Raw genomic sequence first — 18,873 nt, 5'->3', positions numbered from 1 at the left:
TTAAATTCACTGGCCTTTCTAAGAGGTTGTACATTTCTTTAAACACCCGTTTATTGATAGATTTAACGCATTATCTCGACATTATTGTCAATTATCGACATCTTATCCGCGTTTGATTCACGCATGGTTTTGTGAATCGTATTTGGATAGGAAGCCAACATGGATAAAGAACACAGTTTACGTGAGAATTTGCTCGCACTTATCTTAGGGAGCGCTTTGGTCTCTCTCGGAGTTATTTTCTTCAATAAAGTTGGGTTACTGACTGGTGGGACTGCTGGCTTGGCGATATTCCTGACGAAAGTCAGCGACTTTAGCTTCGGTCAGGTATTTTTATGCTTAACCTGCCGTTCTATGCCTTGTCTGTCGCCCGCACGGGTTGGCGATTTACCGTCAATACATTTGTCGCTGTCAGTATTGTTTCCCTTGCTGTTGATCATCTGCATCATGTCATTGAGATAGCTCGCATTGAACCTTTATACGCTGCTCTGCTGGGTGGAGGCTTAATAGGCATGGGGATGCTAGTTATCTTTCGCCACAAAATGAGTCTAGGAGGGTTTAACATTCTGGCGTTATTCCTTCAGGAGCGCTTTGGCATTCGAGCAGGTAAAGTTCAGATGGTGCTGGACTGCACAATCGTTGTTTTATCTCTGTTTATTGTCGATCTTTCTCTTATTCTGCTTTCAGTAGTTGGCGCCATTGCCACAAACCTAATCTTGGCAATGAATCACAAACCGGGTCGTTATCAACCCCAGCAATCCTCAGCATCATAGATAAAGCTCTCAAACGGTTTAATGCTACGTTAAGCCGTTTTTATCTGTCTTCGAGTAGCGCTTCTAGACTTTGAATACTGCGAACGCCTTTTGGAACAGGAAGATTTGTTGGGTTGTACCAAATGGTCTGTAATCCTGCTTTGTCTGCGGGGTAGATATCTTTCTCAAGAATGTCGCCGACCATCACCAGTTCAGAGGGGTGATGGCAAAGTGATTTGGCAATTTCGAGATAAAACTCAGCACTATTCTTCTCTAGGCCTAAGTTAGCCTTGCAGAAATAGCCGTTAATATAGGGATCTAATCCGACCCTTTGAAAGGCTTGTTGGATCTCACGTTCGGTTGAGTCTTGAGCGCTGGTTGCTACGTAGACTGGGAAATGGCGGCTGAGCGACTTAAGCGTCTGTTCTGCTTTATCCACGGCCTCTACGTTCGGCCATAGATACATTTTCCCCAGCTGATCTGGGAAGTCGACCATGAGCGTGTTTCCCCAATCAAAAAGATAAACCTTATTCATTACTCTCTCCGTTTAACATGGCTGATTTCATTATTTTAAATCGGCTGTCATAAATCCAGAGGTAAATTTCGCCAACATATAAACATATTCACCTAATCTATTTATTTCGGTGTTTGGCTTGTTTTGTTTAACCGTTTGTATTTTATAAACTTTGTTGTTGGCACTCTCTTTGCTCACGCCTTTAGTGCAAGCTATTCGTCATCGGTGAAATGAGATCACCAATTAAAAGCATTAATTTTATGGATATTTCATATCTTTATGATGTCGAAGCTATAGCTTACTCGTATAAAACAAAGCCTGCCTCGTAAGAGCAGAAAAATAATAGGCTGTCATTCTAATAAGGAATTTTTATGAAAACTAAGCCGTTACGTTGGTTGCTTCCCGTTATTATTCTCGGAGGAGCCTACGGTGGCTATGCTGCAATTGCCTCAAGCGCAGCAGAAAGCACAGAAACTAAACCAGAGAAGAAGCCGTTAACTGTGACTGTAGCGTCAGTGAAATCAAGCGACCATAAAGTACTGATCATCAGTCACGGTGAACTGCTGCCCGTTGAGGTGACGCAAGTTTCTGCTCAGGTATCTGGTGAGGTAACGAGCTGGCACCCCAATTTTGTTGCAGGTGGGGTCGTTAAACGTGGAGAGACGCTGTTTTCAATTGAGAGCGATAACTATCAGGCCGCGGTATTACAGGCAGAAGCAAATCTAGCCAGCGCTCAGGCATCTTTAATTGAAGAAAAAGCAAAAGCGGAGGTGGCGAAGCGCCAGGCGAAAAACCTGCCAGCTAAGCAGGTAACAGATCTTTATTTACGCAAGCCTCAGGTGCTGAGTGCCATGGCACAGGTTAAATCAGCGCAGGCTGGTCTGAAGCGGGCAAAGCGCGATCTTGAAAACTGCAAAATCGTTGCACCCTATGATGCGCTGGTGGTATCGCGCGATATTGGTGTCGGGCAATATATTTCAGCTGGCGCACATGTCGCGACGCTTAACAATATTGAAGCAGGTGAGGTTCATATTCCGATTGCTGGCTTTGACAGCGCTTTCTTGCCGGAAAACTACGCCGGAGTCTCAGCCACAGTGGTGCAACGAGGTATTATTGATGCGAAGCGAGAGGGAGTAATCGAGCGTGATCTTGGCGTGGTTGATAGTGCTACTCGAATGATCAATATGGTGGTCCGTGTTGATGACCCGTACGCCATTGAATCCGACGCTTCACCGCTCAAGTTTGGCTCTTATGTGGAAGTGCAGTTTATCGGTAAAGAACTCAAACACATTTACCGTTTACCTCAGGAGTTGGTCAACAACCGACAGGTTTGGGTTGTCAACGAAGATAACGAATTGGAACCTCGTATCGTCAACGTGTTACGCGCCGAGCAAGAGTTTATGCTGATCAGCGAAGGTTTATCTGACGAAGACCAGATTGTTCTGACGGTACCTGAATATCCGCAAAAAGGTATGCGGGTAGAAGTTGCCGTCACTGAAAGTGAACAGTAGGGGTTATAGCATGGACGATTCTAAACAAAAGGGCTTGATTGCCTACTTTGCTCACAATCCAGTCGCCGCTAACCTGTTGATGGTGTTTGTCCTGATTGTTGGTACGGTGAGTTTCTTCTTCATTCAGAGACAAATGTTCCCCAATATTGAGGTTAACTACATCAATGTTAGTGCGCAGTATCCGGGCGCTTCGCCTCAAGAAATCGAAGAGAGTATTCTCATTAAGTTGGAAGAATCTCTAAAAGATGTAACGGGGATAAAAAAGGCGGTCACCACAGCTTCTCGTGGTAGTGGCGCTATTGAGATTGAAGTCGATGTCGATCAAGACGTCGAAGACGTGCTGGATAAAGTCAAACAAAAGGTCGATTCTGTATCTAACTTCCCAGCGGGAATGGAGCCGATTCAGGTTTACCAGTTTGAGTTTAGGCAGGATGTGATTGAAATGGCGCTGGTCGGTAACCGTTCGCTACTGGAACTCAAACCGATAGCTAAGCAGATCGAAGATGAGCTGCTGCAGTTGCAAAATGTTGCTCTGGTAGAGCTGAGTGCGCCAGAGTATGAAATTGCGATTGAAGTAGAGCCACAGGTGCTACGCAAATATAGTCTCACTCTCAATGATGTGAGTCAGGCGATTCAACGCTACTCCGCTAACTACTCGGCGGGCGAGGTCAGAACCAACGCTGGGATGATTTCGGTTCGCATTGAGAATCAGTATTACAGCGGTGAAGAGTTTCGTGATATTCCGGTCAAGATCGGTGCTAATGGCGGTCGGGTCTTGCTGCAAGATATTGCGACCATCAAAGATGGTTTTACCGAAGATGATCGCTACTTTAAGTATTCTGGCGAGAATGCTATTTACCTGTCTGTAAAAGCGACCAAAGACCAAAATATGGTCACGGTAGCGGAGTCAGTAAAGGCTTATATAGAGCAAAAGAACACAAGCTTACCCGCAGACCTGAAGATCAAAACGCTGGTCGACATGACCTATTACCTCAACGCACGCCTCGATATGATGCTTAAAAACCTGCTGCAAGGTGCTGTTCTTGTTGCATTGATGCTCAGCCTTTTCTTGCGTGTCAAACTTGCGATGTGGGTAATGATAGGCTTACCTGTCTGCTTCCTTGGGGCGGTGATGTTAATGCCTGCGATTGGCGTCAGCATCAATATTGTCTCTTTGTTCGCTTTCATTATGGTGTTAGGAATAGTCGTCGATGATGCCATTGTCATTAGTGAGAGTGCTTATTCTGAGATAGAGAAAAGCGGCGGCGGGGTTGATAACGTGGTACGCGGCGTTAAGCGCGTGGCAACTCCTGCAACCTTTGGTGTCCTGACCACAATTGCTGTATTTGCGCCGTTTTTAATGTCGAAGGGAATTGAGCGTGCCTTTTTCTTTGGTATCGCAGCGATAGTGATTCTGTGTCTCATCTTCAGCTTGATTGAGTCCAAGCTGATCTTACCGTCACATTTGGCACATTCGAACTTTAAGCCGATTAAAAAGGGAAGCTGGCGAGATAGATTCAACCAGCGTTTCTTTAGTTTTGTTCATGGTCCCTACAAGCGCTTTGTTACCGCTTGTACTTACTGGCGCTGGAGCGTATTTGCTGGATTCGCAGCGTTGCTTGTGATCAGCATTGCTTTGATTATGGCGAACTATGTGAGAATTATACCGTCACCGAAAGTGCCGCATGACTTCCCAAGCATTAAGCTGGTGATGAACGACAACGTGTCGAGTGAACAGACCATTGAAGCGCTCAAACAGATCGAAAGTACTGTGTTACGTATCGATAGGGAAACGGAGCAGCAAACCGGCCAGAAGATGATCCGGGATATTTTGACTTTCAGCCAGGGCCGCAAAGAAGGTCGATTGGTGATCCCGTTGGTTGACGAAGAATTGCGTCCTTTCAATACCTTTGAGCTGGCACGTCGTTGGCGCGAAGAGATGCCGAATATACCGGGGCTGAAGATGCTCAATGTCTCTGACAACGTCAATGACGATGAGAAAGGGGACGAGTTTGGTTTCCTTCTTTACGGTTCAGACATTGATACTTTGAATGAGGCTGGACGTGCGCTGATTGTGAAACTGAAGCAAGAAGAAGGCTTATTTGATATTTCGTCTTCTATTGATGCGGGTAGTCAGGAAGTTTTACTGTCGCTGGCACCGGTCGCTTACGACCTAGGGCTTAATTTGTCTGATATTGCCTTGCAGGTCGGTGGCAGTTTTTACGGTGGGGAAGCACAACGTGTGTTGAGGGATGGCGAAGAGATCAAAGTCATGGTTCGTTACCCTAAATTGACGCGAGAAGCCTTCGCCTCTCTACGCTATGCGGTGATTACAACTCCTGAAGGGAAAAAGGTGATGCTGGGAGACGTGGTAGAAATCAACCAGAAACCGGGTGTGAGTAGCATCCGCCGAGAAGGTGGCTTCCGCAGTGTGTATGTCTACGGCTCTATTGATGAAGAGCTGGTGGAACCGAGTGAAATTGTAGAGCGGGTCCATGAGCAAATCATACCGGATATTCTGTCTGGTTATCCTGGCGTGAAAAGCCAGTTGGGCGGAACCATTGAAGAACAGCAAGCTCAGCAAGATGAGCAAAAAATCTTCTTTGTCGCAGGGATGATCATCGTCTATATCTTATTAGCCGTACCGTTGAAGAGTTACACTCAGCCGCTGATCATCATGTCAGTCATCCCGTTTAGTCTCACTGGCGCAATCTGGGGACACTATTGGTTTGGTTTAGATCTCAGCATGATGTCGACCTTTGGCTTGATAGCCGCCGCTGGGGTAGTGGTGAATGACTCCTTGGTCATGACCGATTACGTCAATCATGTGCGTGCTCGTGGGGTGGCAATTAAAGAAGCTGTGATAGAAGCAGGTTGTGCAAGGTTCCGTGCTATTACACTGACTTCAATCACTACGTTCGTTGGCGTCTTGCCGATTATGTTCGAAACGAGTTTGCAGGCAAGATTCGTGATTCCAATGGCGGTTGCTTTAGGTTTCGCTGTGCTATTTGCAACCCTGTTAACTTTAGTGCTCGTTCCTTGCTTGTACCTGATGTTGGATGACATTAAGGGCATCTTCCGCTGGATAAAACAGAAACTGACCCGCCGCTCGCCAAGCGAGGTTGTTGAACAGTAATCCAGACACAAGGGGGCAACTAGGCCCCCTTTTCTTATATCCGCCCAAAGTCACTTTTCTCTATTGACCTGTCTAAAGCTTCATAGTTTATAGTGTTGATATCAACATGAGGATGAAGCATGTATCGAATTTCTCAACTCGCAGAACAAGTCGGCCTAAGCCGTTCCACGCTTTTGTATTACGAAAAACTGGGTTTGATTCAAGGGACCAGACAAGCCAATGGATACCGGATGTACACAGACAAAGATGTGCAAAGGGTGCGTCTGTTGCAGCAGTTGCAGGCCGGTGGTTTGACTTTGGAAGAGTGCCTTGAATGTCTGGAGTCGAAAATCGACAGAAACAAGTTACTGCAAAGGCTTAACGCGCTGGATGAGGAGATCCAACGTAAGCAGAAAGCCAAAGAACTGTTGTCAGCCATGTTGGGGAAGAATTCGATGCGTGATTGGCATCAGAAGATGGAGGAGCACGCCCCATCGGCTCACATGGAGTGGTTGATAAAACAGGGCTTTAGCGAAAAACAGGCATTGAGATTGAAATGGTTATCAAAAGATATGAATGAACACGAACAATATATGGCAGATTTCGAGCAGATTTTTGCGGGATTGAAAAGACTTGGCCCCGGCTCTGAGCAGGATACATTGCGAGCATTGAGTGCGTTATCCCAGAATAAAGGGGCTTTACTGGAAGTCGGTTGCGGTAAAGGGATCGCCACCGAGGTCTTAGCGTCTCATTCTGAATTCCGTATTACCGCGTTGGATAACGACCAAGCAAGTCTCAGAGGCTTACAAGAAGGAATACCCGCCGAAAAAGAGGTGAATGTGATCTGTGCCAGCATGACGGACATGCCATTTGAAGCCGCTCAGTTTGACGTGATTTGGTCTGAGGGCAGTGCTTACATCATGGGAGTGGAGAATGCGCTCAGAAGCTGGAAAGCTCTCCTAAAACCAAGTGGTTACCTTGTCGTGAGCGATCTTGTGTGGTTAACAGATAATCCTGACTCCGATGTCTCGAATTTCTATCAAAAAGAGTATCCGGATATGGTGACCGTAGATAAGCGCATCGCGCAAATGCGTCAGGCAGGCTATGAAGTAGTAGAGACGTTTACCCAAAGCCAACAGTCATGGAATAACTTTGTCGATCCTCTCATGTCTAGAGTTGATGAACTGGAAAGCTCTTTACAAGCTTCTCAGGCACTAATCGATATGAAGTCAGAATTACATATGCACCAGAACTACTTACATCAATACGGCTACCAGATGTTTATCATCAGAAAGGCAAGTTAGTGGTTGAGCTTTAATAAATGATTCAAGAGGGCTGTGTAATACACGGCCTTCTTGTTCAAAACTCAAAGCCTAAAGTGAATACTAGTGCGTTGCCCATGAGAAACAGGTGAGGCTTGGTGTAGGGAGTATTGACAGAGAGGCCTACAATGGCTGTTGGGCATACTTCCGACTGAAAGCATGGCAAATACTTGTACTGCTCATCGCTATAGCCTTTCACAACTCCTGCGGCTAAGTGAAAACTTAACCAATGATCTTTGTTCCATTCGGCAGAGTAACCTAATAGATATGAACGGTTGCCATAACTATTAATAAAGGTGCCGCCAATAATGTGATTGAACTCGAGTGCAACCAGTTCGTGATTTTCATTAGTTACGTTCTCATTGCCGAAGTGTTTTGATATTCCACCCAAAAAAATCTCGTGAGCGAGTGGGCTCTGAGAATATATCAGAACCAAAAATATTAATTTATTCATATGCTTAAATTAGTTTTATTATAGAAATTAGGTTGTTGAGTTTTTTTCTCATTATTTCATTTGATTCAAAAGACATGCTAGCCTGCGCTTCTTCTAATGCGCTTTTGCTACGATGGTGTGAAAGTAAGTTATAGATATTCTGGTACCTACTGCGAAACCTAATCTCGTTGTCTAATATTTCGTTGAGATAATCATAGGTAAACGGCTTTATTAAGTAGGCATTAGGATGATAGATTTTTATTTTTTGTAATAGACTTAAAGAGCGATCCCCCGTGATTACCACAATTGAAGCGTATTTATTTATTCTACTTTCAAGTCGAAACTTTCGGATGACATCGAATCCTGAGCTCTCAGATTTAGGTCCCAAGTTTATATCACAAAAAACGATATCAAACTTTTGGTCAACTTCTTTATCAATATCGAAGGCTTCTTTGTAGCTAGAGCTGGAGTAGATGTTTTTCCTTTGAAAACCATACTTTGATAAGTAGCTCTTTAATATTGATACAATCGGTGGCGCGTCATCAACGATTAATATGTTGACTTCGTTTAAATTATTAAAATCTAACATATTAAATTACTGAATGATCAGTCCTTTCAGTTGGTGAATGTTTTCAACTCTAAACTTCTCTAGAATTCGGTTTTTGTAAGTACTTACGGTTTTTTGGTCTATATCCATTTCATTTGAAATACGTTTATTGTTCAAGCCTTGTAAAATTCTTATTGCAACTTCTCGTTCTTGCGGAGATAAACGAACAATATCGCAGTCTCCGACTGAACCTTTTTCATCATTCGCAAAGGTCGTTATAAAGTCAGAGATGATGTCATTAATGTTGTTTGATTTAGAAATGACGTCTAACTTTTCTATGTTACCTGCATACCTTCCCGAATTGAGAAGCTCGTTCGAAGTGAGTATGACTAACTTTCCTATATAGTTGATTTCTTTTAAGTAACTGATGAGCTCTAAACCACTGTGCGTACCTAAATCTACATCAAGGGCGATAAAGTTAATCGGTTCTTTTTCAAGAATACTAATGGCATCTTTAATAGTATTTGAAGAGGCAACAGAATTAACAATCCCTTCTTTATTGAGTCCCATACTTAACGAAGAACAAATGACAGGGTGATCATCTACAACTAAGCAATTCATTTTTTCGAATAGGTCATTCATTTCATTCGATTCAATTAATGCTCGGAATGCATTAGCTGAAATTGGTTTGCTTGTATAAAAGCCCTGACAAGTATCAGCGCCCATTGAACGAAGCATCAACCAAGTTCTTTCATCTTCAACACCTTCAGCTACTGTTTTCATACCGAGTGTTTTCGCTATGTTAATAGTGAGTTGAATGACCTCATTATTATTCCGATTCGATGATGACTCCAAAATAAATTGTTTATCAATCTTTATCTCTGAAAATGGAATTTTAACCAATTTATTGAAAATTGAGTGCTCCGTTCCAAAGTCATCTATTGAAAAATTAAACCCGTGATGCTTTAATAAGCATATGTTAAATAGGGCTTCTGAAGAATCTAATAGCGTAGAGCTTTCCATTAGCTCAAGATATATGAGATGACTAGGAATACTTCTTTCTTCTACGGAAGATATGATGAAGTTAACGAAGCCACTATCTATCAACATATATTCTGGTAGGTTAAACGAGAACTTTAAATCTTCATCAATCGTTAGATGAAAATCTAAACTATCTATGAAAGATTTTTCAAAGAAATTTAGTCTATTACTACAGTGTTCAATTTTATCAATGAATTCATAAGGTGGAATAACTCCACGTTCAGGGTGTTCAATTCTGCAAAATACCTCTGAACCGATAATTTTTTTGTCATAGAAGCTAAATTGAGGCTGATACAAGTTAAATTGACTTTCAGACTCTAGAAGAGCCTCCAATTCTGTACAGCTCAAGTGCGTCGAAGACACCTCTTTTTCTTTGTCTTGGGAGGTTAGATTGTCAATGTTTGCTAAAACTGATGTTTTACTTTCAAAGTAGTTCAGTAAGGAAAATGAACGAACAGAGGATGAAGACTCCAGCAAGGTCGTGAGTAGACTACAGCTTTTGGGATCAGCGGCTAAGAGCAAGAGCCGAGTATCAGTTAAACCAAAAACAATAGTCTTGATGATATCTAAAATCGTACTATTCGGAGTATCGAAAATCACCGTAATAAAGTTTGCGCAATCCGTTGGAAGTGATTGGATACTTTCCAGATCGGCCTTGGTTAGCCCATGCTCGGAAAGATAATCAAATCTATTTCCATTGCTTTCTAAATCTATATAAATCTTGTTCATAATAAACCTTCAAATTAAAGATTCAAAAACTCTTCAGCCTCTACCAATACAACCTTCATTTCCGAGATTATTTTATCGATAGAGTCGTTGTAATCTTGTAAGTCGTTTGACTCAATGTCTTCACACGCCAAGATTGCCTGGTATAAACTATCTAGCCCTAACAACGTTGAGACACCTTTTATTCGGTGAGTTAAGCTTTTCAAATGTTCGGTTTTCCGTACTTTACTGAGCAGATCAATGTCATTCTCAAATGAACTTAACACCACACTTCCTAGCTCTTTGGCTTCTTCACCTTTGTACTTTTCCAGCCAGTTTGGGGTTTCTTGTGATACGGATTCGATTTTAGGAAGCTGCGCATTTTCCGACAGCGCTCGTTCGATGATCGACTGTAGGTCATTGAGAGAGTAGGGCTTTTTAAGCAAGGCGAACATACCAGACTCACGAGACATTTTTTGCATCTTGAGTGTGCTTTCTGCTGAGTAGCCAATAACGATGATATCTTTATCTATCTCACTTTTAATCTTTTTCGTGAGCTCAAATCCACTCATAAATGGCATGTGACAATCGGTCAAAACAACGTCAAAGCTCTTGTCTTTTAGCATCTTGAGAGCTTGTAACGCATTAGGGACGATTTCTTTTTGTACTTCAATTTCGTCGAGCTGCTTCCCTACTAGGTATCGATGAATGGTGTCATCTTCAACAAGAAGCAAGGATATGGACTGCTTGAAAGTAGACACTTTGTCTGAGTCGTAATCTAGATCTTCAGAAAGTATTGAATCGTAAAGCAGATCTGGGTAGTGCGAGATTATCTCATTGTTCTCAATATTCAGTATTTCGCCAGAGCAGTCTTCATGATCAAACTTCGATAGCCATCTGTTACATCTAGCTATATTGGTAGCTCGATAGTTAAACCTAGAAGGATCAATATGGCTATTAGATAATTCAAAAATCGGCACAGTAATATACGCCTCCGTGCCCCAGAATCGTTTACTCTTGAGCTCAATACTACCTCCAATTCCCTCTATAAGATTTTTGGTGATACTCAACCCCAAACCTGTTCCGTTGTGAGCTCGACTTAACGACGAATCGACTTGAACGTAGGGTGAGAAGATATTCTTAATGGATTTCTCATCAATACCGATACCTGTGTCACGCACTAAAATACGTAAATGCTCGGAGTCAAAACTGACGTGCATAGAAATACCGCCAATTTCCGTGAATTTGGCTGAGTTAGACAAAATATTGTTTACAACCAGCTTCAACTTAGTGAGGTCTATTAAGTAAGAGCTGGTATTAAAATCTGTCCATATCGTCTTAAACCATAGCCCTTTGCGTTTAGCGGTATTTTCAAAGACTCGGAACATTTGCCCCAGCTCTCGAAGCAAATAGGCTTGCTCTTCTTCGGATGAAAAGCTGTTACTTTCTATTTTTGAGTGGAGCAAGATATCATTGACGATCGAGTTTAGGTGCTCACCAGCATAGCGAGCATTGGTAAGGTCCAAACGCAACTCTTTATTCTCCGCACTTTGACTAATTGAAAGCTCAATGAGACCGAGCATTGAGGATAATGGGGTTCTAATCTCATGGCTCAATACTGATAGAAGGTACTCTTTACGTCGGTTTAGCTCTTCCAAGTTGTCGTTAGTAACTTTTAGCTCTCGTTTGGTCAGATACAACTCTGTGAGATCAACTAACAGAATTAGGCTGAACTTATCATTTGATTGCTCGTCGGCGATATCTTTGTACATCAACCTGAACGAGCGATTATGTAATTTACACTCTGGATTGTTTATTTCGATATCAAATACCTGCCCATCCAGCATAAAGCGATTGTTTAGTTTATAAAACAGACAGTCTTTGTTTGAACAGTATGTGTTATTTCCGCACTGCTTCAGCGTATTGGAGTAAGTTTTATTAATGAATACCGATTTCTTGTATTCATCGAAAATAATGACGCCTGCCGGTAGGCTATCCAGTAGTAAACTAAACAATCTTCTTTGCTTCTGAGACAGCTTGAGCTTGTTGAGGTTTATTTTGTACGACTTATCCGCGAGTGTTCGGTAGTAGTAAAATACTAATATGGTGATGAAAATGACGAAGATCAGTGTGTAAGGAAGTAGCTTTGAAGGCTCACGCCTAGCTAGAACATGCTCGTGGCTAACTTGCTTACGCTCTAAGAATGGAACGGTATTGAAGTAGTTTAAAGATCGGGTTAGAAGCTCATACAGCAAGTAATCTTCAAAGTTAATGGTGCACCCGATATGGACATCCTCAAATTTGATGTTTCCACTTTCAATGAGGGAGTCTATCGCCAGGTCATCGCGGACGCTGATTAGTGCCTTGCTAATTTCGCCACGATTTAGGCTGTCGACCATCTCCTCCAATTGACCATAGACTGAAGTCTCTGCTCCTCGCAAACCAGATATGATACCTCCAGAAACCAGCCAGTTATGTTTTTTCTCAACCCCAATCGCTTTACTGTTGGCATTGAGGTTTTCCAAGCTTATAAAGTGTTCATCGAATATGAAGATATTGCTGTGGTCTTCATTACATAGCAGGGTACTTTCATTAGAGCTATTCGTTGAAAATGTGGGTATCGACAAATAACGTGAAATATTTCCCGTTAAAGTTGCAAAATCACCCACAACGGTATGGCTTTCTTTATCAAAGTAATGAAATGGATATATATTTGAACGTATGTTAATGACGTTAGGTCTAGAAAGAACTTTGTAGTGCTTCGCTATTAAGTTATTCAAAGAAAGTTCAGGGTTATTATCTAGCGTTTCTTCTAATTCCGACTTTATTTCTTTTTTGAAAATATCAGAAACAATCGTATCAAACTCATCATCCAATTTATTTGATATTAATAGTTGCTTTTCTAGAACCGCCTTTTCCTTATCGATATAGATGGCTAAGTCGTTTCGATTAAGCGCTCTGAATCCCATAAGAATGTTGGCATAGTTGTCTAGGAGTAGGGGTAACTTACTTGACTCTAAGTCATTTAAAGCATCTATGTACCGTTCGTAAATGATCACTTCGCTCTTAGGATAGCGAGCAAGGGCAAGCGCACAGTAACCGGTATCTTTGATGCAGCCGATGGTTCTATCATCGAATAACTTTATGTTTTTTATGAGAGTCGTGTAAGTTGCACTGATCAACCCGATATCTCTGTAATCTGTTTGTTCAAGATATAAGGAGTTTTCATTGGAGCCTGCGATTATGTCTATCTTGCCGTTTCTGAAATCCGTATACATCGCATTTATGCTTGTATACACTTTGACATTGACGGTGTAGTTGTAATTGGCTTCGATTTTTTTCTTTAGCTGCTCCGATACCTGAACATTGAGTATTCTAAGTGGGCCTAATGGAGATAGACCTCGCTTACTGTACACACCAATTATTTTTGTATTATCAGAAGACTCTGCTTTGAGGTTAGCCGAGAGCAATAGCGATATAATAGTAATCACTAATGTAGTGGTTATTAATTTAATACTTATGCTCATACTGCTACCAAATATTGATTAATATATTTATAAATTTATTTTTTGAGCCTGTTAGATTAACACCTATGATATTTGTAGGATATATAAGAAAATTCTTACCTCTGCACTTAGATATATGAAGGAAATGTGACAGATTTATTAACCTCATTGCCCAATTGAAGGTAAAACCGTTGCTCACGAAGAGTGATTTAGGAATGAAGATGGGTGTGTTGTTGTATATGAAGTTGGTGATTGTGCATAAGTGCTGCCAACATAGGTGAGTAGGTGTTAGTGACATGCTTCCTCCCCTTGTTAATTTTAAAATTATTACTAATTCTAGTCTAAACGGTGCGTAATACCTAAATGGTAGTACTGACAACGTCATGAAGACTGGGAAAGGCGTTGGAGAGTAGGAAGGGACAGGGAGTGCTGTAGGCGTTTATCTTTAGTTAAAAAGATGCATTGGTAGCTTCGAGTTAAATTCTGAGTAGATATCGCCCAACTTTCCTTGTTCCACCAGATCAAGGTAAGTTTCGTTGAATCGAGTGATTATCTGAGAGCAGGGAGATTTCTTTGAGAAAGCCAAGTAGACATTGTTGACATTGATCGGAGGATTCAGCGGCACTACTTTGTCAGATAGCCCTTTCTGTTGCGCCAAATGTAAGCCGTCAGCATAGGTAGAAACCATGTAGTCAACGCGACCAGCAACAAGCATATTAATCATCTGTTGGGTATCGTTGGCAGAAATAATGTTTAAGTTTTTACTTGCGTACTCATCAAACTCATGACTAGACGAGACTCCCGCTTCTAGTGGCATAGCACCAATTTTGTCGCGCAAATCTTCCCAAGTATGAAACCTAAACCTGTTACTCGCCAACACAAAGATATGAACCGAATCTTGCACTATGGGGTATGAGTACAAAAATTTTTCCGCTCTTTCTTGGGTATAGTAAACACCGACGAGTGCATCTAGTTTACCAAACTCCAGATCCTTCAACTGCCTTTTCCATGGGCGAGCTGGTGTAACCTTTACATCGAAATCTAGTTCTACAGATACCTTGTAAATCACTTCAGGAATAAGCCCTGTGTATTTGTCATCAGCAAAGACGGAGTATGGGTACCAGCTGTCATAGCCGCTAATGCCGAGTGTCGAACACTCAGCGTTAACATGATCAAGCATCGTTAAAGATATTAGCGCTAAGTAAAACCTTATCATTGCGCACCCGATTAAGCGGCTTCCTTGCTAAGGATCTATAGCCCACCGATCATGCTTCTTCCACTTACGTGGTGAGTATTGGTTTTACTTTTCTTTCATGAACTGACTAAGGGACTGATACTCTTTGGTGTTTCTAAATGCCGTTTTGATCAAAAATGAGCTGTCTTCAACGGAAAAGTTAATTATGTCGCCTAGGTTGTTAATGTGTATCTGATCGTTAGATATACAGGAAATGAGGATATCCTGTATATCTAAGCGATTGATGTCTAGATTGCACCTTTCAATATGTGCAAGGCATTCATCTAAGCGCGAGCGTATTTCTTGTTCGGATTGCATCGTTCAACAGCCTCTCCATTCAGAACTAAAAGAATATTAAATTCTTCACTGTTTCTAACTACACCCCATAGAAGCTTATCTCTCATGGCATTGCGTTGGTCATCATCAGAGCTTATGTAAACTTTTAGCTGATTGACCGCTTCAACTTGGTCTATGTTAGGCACAGAGGCAATTGAAGAAATGATAGACTTTTCACGGTCAGTCCTGAGGTCAAATGACATGTCTTTGGCCGTCGCCAGTAAAGACTTCATGATATTATTTTCTGGGCTCTTAGCGCATACGCTTTTAACTCATGTTGATCAAACGTATATCCAATTTCATCAAGCAGATCGCAAAGTTGATTATACATATAAACTCCTTAGTTACTTCATTAGTGAGTTGTTTTGAATCGAGTTGGTATTTTATTTTTAATATTATATTTATCAATAGAGAAATTCCTACGTATTGTAAATATAACAATATCAATTTCTTATATTATTTAGTTTGAGATTAAGTAATAAATTTTATGTGTTAATACTGATAGGTAAGAATATTCCCACAGGAAAAACCGACCCTCCCATAGGTATTAATTATCGCTTCTACTTTGAGCCCAATTGAAGATAAGTTGGTGAAGCTATCGGATATGTTAACCCCCTAACGGCGCAAGGAAAAATATGATAATCAGAGGTTTTATCGATAGTATTAAAGGGAGATGCCCTGCGAGAGCTTATACTCTCGCGGGCATACTTTATATCCATAAAGACATGTTAGGAATGTATATTGTGAAAGGGCGAGTTAGTCGTTCCATGTAAACCACTTCCAAGTATCCTCGGTGTGGACTTTACGGCCAGTCGGAGCATGATATAAGTTTTTATAGCTATGGATACTGTTGACTACATCATAGGTATTAGGTACATCATTCAAATCTCTGTAATAAGTTAGCGCGGCTCCTAAGGAGTCCATAACACTATAAGCAGAAACATCTCCTATCGAATCACTGTTACTTTTAGTTGGCAGTGGCATCCCAAATGTTGCCGTATCAGGAAGGAATTCTGGGTAACCTGAAAGGCTGTGTCTTCTCTTCCACCCCATAACTGCAATCGCTTGGTTGATTAATTTTTGATGTGACAAATCAACATATATCCAGTTATTGAATTTACTCTCCTGGGCAACATCATAGTCGCTGGTAGCGGTGCCATACCAGCCACGCCAATGTGGGTACTTAATGTCTCTCTTTTTCACTAAATCACGATATAGCGGGTGGTTTAGCACGTCAAAAAAGTAGCTATGTGCATTAACGTCTTCGCCGACTGTATTGTTTACTCGATCATACCTATAGGGCCCAGTTTCTCCGCCGCTTGCGGCTTCAAACACAATCTGATCCATTGCCCCAAGAGGCGTATAATAGTTGCCTTTGATTTTAAATACATCAGAAGCTACCCAGTTCTCCGCAATCCCCTCAACTGCAAGTAACGACTCATTAGCTATAATATTCGCCTTGTCGATAGATGTTGCAGAGTCTTCCGTGACGGCACCGATAGCATATTCAAATAGACCAACTAAACGAGTTGTATTGTCAGCTTGTGATTCTCCTTCCTCCTGAAATAGTTGATACCAACTGTCATCTCTGTTTCTACCAAAGACTTCATTATTGGCTTGCTGCTGGATTATTTCCAGAAGAGCTATAACTTGGTTATCTGTTAAGTTGTTAATAGAAGAGTTTATTATGTCCAATAATTCGTTAGCGGCATTAGTGATATCAATAGTTAATGTTTCTTTTCCAGTAGGGCTAGCATCAGAAACTAAATTGCCATAATAATCACGTAACTTTGTTGCTTTGTTGTAAATAAAATCAAAGTCTTCAGAAAAATACGACATATCCTCATTTAGAAAGTTGCTATTTGAAGCTTCATACAGAGCCCATAGCACAGCGGTTTTATAGAGGTTGCTGTATGATTTAAATCTTTCTACTTCATCTTTTAGTTCGCTTGCACTCTTGAAATACTCGCTAAGCGCCCATGAAAAAGCCTCTTGAGATGGTTTTGAATTGATTGTTGATACCACAGAATTTTCGTAGGTTTTAAAGGAGTTGTAAGCAATGGTATTTTCTAGCTGAGGATCATAATCACGTCCTGATTCCACTGTTCCTAACATAGCGACTAATGTACTGCTTTGTTGCAACCCATATTTTGCATTGTTCAGTTCACTGGATAGCGGTTCGACGGTGTCAGGCAGTTTTTCGGGATACCACTTAGTTCTGGTTCCATCTCGGGTGTAATCGCCGAAAATAACTTGGCCTTTATTAAGATCTTGGAGCAGAGCTTTCTCATTCAATATCCATAGTACATTGGTCCATCTTTGTTCATTTGTGCCCAGGTATTCAGAAGTAGGAAGAAATATTGGATTTAGGACCTGAATCGCTTTAGCCATTGCTTCAGTCCGCGCTTTATATGTTTCACTAAGCCCTTTGACTGCAAGTGCTTCTCTAATGATAGAGGTAGCGTAACCATTCGCTGTTTCCTGATTGGTAGCAGCGGCTCCAACGTAGACGAATTGGTCAGGCTTTTCTTCCATCATAAGCGCGATATCTAAAGCAAACCCGATAATATCTCCTGCCACAGAAAGAGAAGATGTAATTCCCTTTACAACCTTTAATGCTTTTACTTTAGGTTTTGCCGCTGAGCTATACGAAGATAACTTTTTGTTGGGTTTATAATCGATATCTGCGCGGTACTTTTTCATCGAATCATCAATGTTTTGGGCCGCTGTCTTATATTGGTCCAGCGAGGAGTTCTGAAGCCTTTGTTGAATTTTTTGGTAGAGGTCTAGTTTTCCATCTGCACTGGTAATGCCTTTTAATTGATCTTTGTAGCCAGAAAGTAAGTTATGGTTAAAGGGCCGTGGTCGTGCAGAGGAAACCTCACCTGCAACCTCATCAATCAAAGTGTCAATTTGGCGTATTGTTCTCTCAGCGGCGGCTGACTTTACTTCTTTTGCTGCCTCAACTGCCGATTCTCGTGCTGCTAAAATTTCCTCGAGGCTGATGACAGACTCCATTCCATCTTTTACGACGCCAGCGATTGAGTTAGGTAACTTGAGAGAGTTTTTTGTAACTTTCAATTCTTCTTTTGGTATAGACGCAGGACTATCTTCGGAGAACACTTTGCTAATCTCAGATAGTAAAGTCATTTCACCGAGTGAACTTGCACTGCCTATATAGGTTGGGGCATGGTTGCCAATAACAGCTGTATCGTCGACCACTTCTACTTTGTATTCTTTGACATTATCAACGATCCAGTTTTTTGAAGCTGTTCGACTTGAAAGACTATATTGAGAGCCGAGCCTTGCTGGGCTTATAGTTGGCTCAGTCGTTCCTGATAATCTCTCCAAAATAGCTGTGTTGGTTAAGTAACAGAGAATCTGTTGATAGTTCCTTTCGCTATCCGAAGCTGGGATTGGGAAAATGTAGGCAGAGCCTCCATCCAAAGTCATTGACGTTCTTCCGTTATCAATGAGATAGATACTGGTTCTCTTGGTACGATCCATTCTTTCCACTACAGGAAGAAACGACGGATTTCTTGCCTCTTCAGATGTCACTGAACGATAGTTCTCAGGGCAAGTCCCTGTACCAGCTCCACCCCAAGCTGCATAATCTGGATTATATGCAAGCACCTGATATGTTGGTGTTGATAATAAGATAGGTATTAATATTTTTAGCCTTTTCATAAGTCCTGCCTGACAATGATTTATTGATATTCAGTTGTGAATATAATCGTATTTATTATGATTAAATCGAATCTCATCACAGTAATTGTTATTGTAAGTAAAATCTTACATGGCTAAATTTTTATCTTAACGTTATCTAAGATACGATTTTATAGTGGTTAGTGTATCAATGT

General features: G+C 41.4%; 11 protein-coding genes and 1 pseudogene. 4 read left to right on the top strand and 8 right to left on the bottom strand.

Annotation, left to right across the window (positions count from 1 at the left end; all coding sequences use genetic code 11):
* Nucleotides 1–159 precede the first annotated feature (159 nt).
* Nucleotides 160–770 (top strand): annotated as a pseudogene (locus tag IX95_RS16375) (YitT family protein).
* A gap of 40 nt (nt 771–810) precedes the next feature.
* On the opposite strand, the gene IX95_RS16370 reads toward IX95_RS16375, so the two are convergent.
* Nucleotides 811–1,284 (bottom strand): HAD family hydrolase, encoded by a 474-nt coding sequence (locus tag IX95_RS16370; RefSeq protein ID WP_038161940.1) that lies wholly within the window; start codon nt 1,282–1,284, stop codon nt 811–813.
* 350 nt (nt 1,285–1,634) lie between these two features.
* On the opposite strand from IX95_RS16370, the gene IX95_RS16365 reads away from it, so the two are divergent.
* From IX95_RS16365 to IX95_RS16355, 3 genes are all read left to right on the top strand, one after another.
* Nucleotides 1,635–2,774 (top strand): efflux RND transporter periplasmic adaptor subunit, encoded by a 1,140-nt coding sequence (locus IX95_RS16365; RefSeq protein ID WP_038161938.1) that lies wholly within the window; start codon nt 1,635–1,637, stop codon nt 2,772–2,774.
* A 10-nt stretch (nt 2,775–2,784) separates the two neighbouring features.
* Complete coding sequence (locus IX95_RS16360; RefSeq protein WP_038161936.1) at nt 2,785–5,910, top strand: efflux RND transporter permease subunit; 3,126 nt, start codon at nt 2,785–2,787, stop codon at nt 5,908–5,910.
* A gap of 119 nt (nt 5,911–6,029) precedes the next feature.
* Entirely contained in the window at nt 6,030–7,193 is a 1,164-nt protein-coding gene (locus IX95_RS16355; protein WP_038161933.1) for a MerR family transcriptional regulator, read from the top strand.
* A 55-nt stretch (nt 7,194–7,248) separates the two neighbouring features.
* Here the strand turns inward: IX95_RS16355 and IX95_RS16350 are convergent, their stop codons facing one another.
* The 7 genes from IX95_RS16350 to IX95_RS16320 all read right to left on the bottom strand — a co-directional run bounded on the left by IX95_RS16350 (nt 7,249) and on the right by IX95_RS16320 (nt 18,700).
* On the bottom strand, nt 7,249–7,602 hold the full coding sequence (locus IX95_RS16350; protein WP_152562041.1) for a hypothetical protein: 354 nt from the start codon (nt 7,600–7,602) through the stop codon (nt 7,249–7,251).
* Between the two features lie 67 nt (nt 7,603–7,669).
* A complete protein-coding gene (locus IX95_RS16345) occupies nt 7,670–8,233 on the bottom strand; it encodes a response regulator (protein WP_038161930.1) in 564 nt (187 codons plus the stop codon).
* A gap of 6 nt (nt 8,234–8,239) precedes the next feature.
* Complete coding sequence (locus tag IX95_RS16340; RefSeq protein ID WP_038161926.1) at nt 8,240–9,961, bottom strand: EAL domain-containing response regulator; 1,722 nt, start codon at nt 9,959–9,961, stop codon at nt 8,240–8,242.
* 14 nt (nt 9,962–9,975) lie between these two features.
* Nucleotides 9,976–13,464 carry an ATP-binding protein gene (locus IX95_RS16335; protein WP_038161923.1) on the bottom strand — a complete coding sequence of 1,163 codons (3,489 nt, stop codon included), beginning with the start codon at nt 13,462–13,464 and terminating at the stop codon, nt 9,976–9,978.
* Nucleotides 13,465–13,888: 424 nt separating this feature from the next.
* Nucleotides 13,889–14,659, bottom strand: coding sequence for a substrate-binding periplasmic protein (locus IX95_RS16330; protein WP_081885440.1), 771 nt, complete (start codon nt 14,657–14,659; stop codon nt 13,889–13,891).
* A 302-nt stretch (nt 14,660–14,961) separates the two neighbouring features.
* Nucleotides 14,962–15,246, bottom strand: a complete 285-nt coding sequence (locus tag IX95_RS16325; RefSeq protein ID WP_051912591.1) for a hypothetical protein — start codon at nt 15,244–15,246, stop codon at nt 14,962–14,964.
* Nucleotides 15,247–15,769: 523 nt separating this feature from the next.
* Nucleotides 15,770–18,700: a hypothetical protein gene (locus IX95_RS16320; protein ID WP_152562040.1), complete on the bottom strand. Its 2,931-nt coding sequence runs from the start codon at nt 18,698–18,700 to the stop codon at nt 15,770–15,772.
* Nucleotides 18,701–18,873: the final 173 nt, after the last annotated feature.

This window comes from Vibrio sp. B183 (genome assembly GCF_000740665.1).
Taxonomy (GTDB): domain Bacteria; phylum Pseudomonadota; class Gammaproteobacteria; order Enterobacterales; family Vibrionaceae; genus Vibrio; species Vibrio coralliilyticus.
This window is presented reverse-complemented; position numbering and strand designations above follow the sequence as displayed.

Excerpts from the sequence above, each read along its gene's own strand:
- IX95_RS16370 (WP_038161940.1), bottom strand. The coding sequence starts at position 1,284 with ATGAATAAGGTTTATCTTTTTGATTGGGGAAACACGCTCATGGTCGAC.
- IX95_RS16365 (WP_038161938.1), top strand. The coding sequence starts at position 1,635 with ATGAAAACTAAGCCGTTACGTTGGTTGCTTCCCGTTATTATTCTCGGA.
- IX95_RS16360 (WP_038161936.1), top strand. The coding sequence starts at position 2,785 with ATGGACGATTCTAAACAAAAGGGCTTGATTGCCTACTTTGCTCACAAT.
- IX95_RS16355 (WP_038161933.1), top strand. The coding sequence starts at position 6,030 with ATGTATCGAATTTCTCAACTCGCAGAACAAGTCGGCCTAAGCCGTTCC.
- IX95_RS16345 (WP_038161930.1), bottom strand. The coding sequence starts at position 8,233 with ATGTTAGATTTTAATAATTTAAACGAAGTCAACATATTAATCGTTGAT.
- IX95_RS16340 (WP_038161926.1), bottom strand. The coding sequence starts at position 9,961 with ATGAACAAGATTTATATAGATTTAGAAAGCAATGGAAATAGATTTGAT.
- IX95_RS16335 (WP_038161923.1), bottom strand. The coding sequence starts at position 13,464 with ATGAGCATAAGTATTAAATTAATAACCACTACATTAGTGATTACTATT.
- IX95_RS16330 (WP_081885440.1), bottom strand. The coding sequence starts at position 14,659 with ATGATAAGGTTTTACTTAGCGCTAATATCTTTAACGATGCTTGATCAT.
- IX95_RS16325 (WP_051912591.1), bottom strand. The coding sequence starts at position 15,246 with ATGAAGTCTTTACTGGCGACGGCCAAAGACATGTCATTTGACCTCAGG.
- IX95_RS16320 (WP_152562040.1), bottom strand. The coding sequence starts at position 18,700 with ATGAAAAGGCTAAAAATATTAATACCTATCTTATTATCAACACCAACA.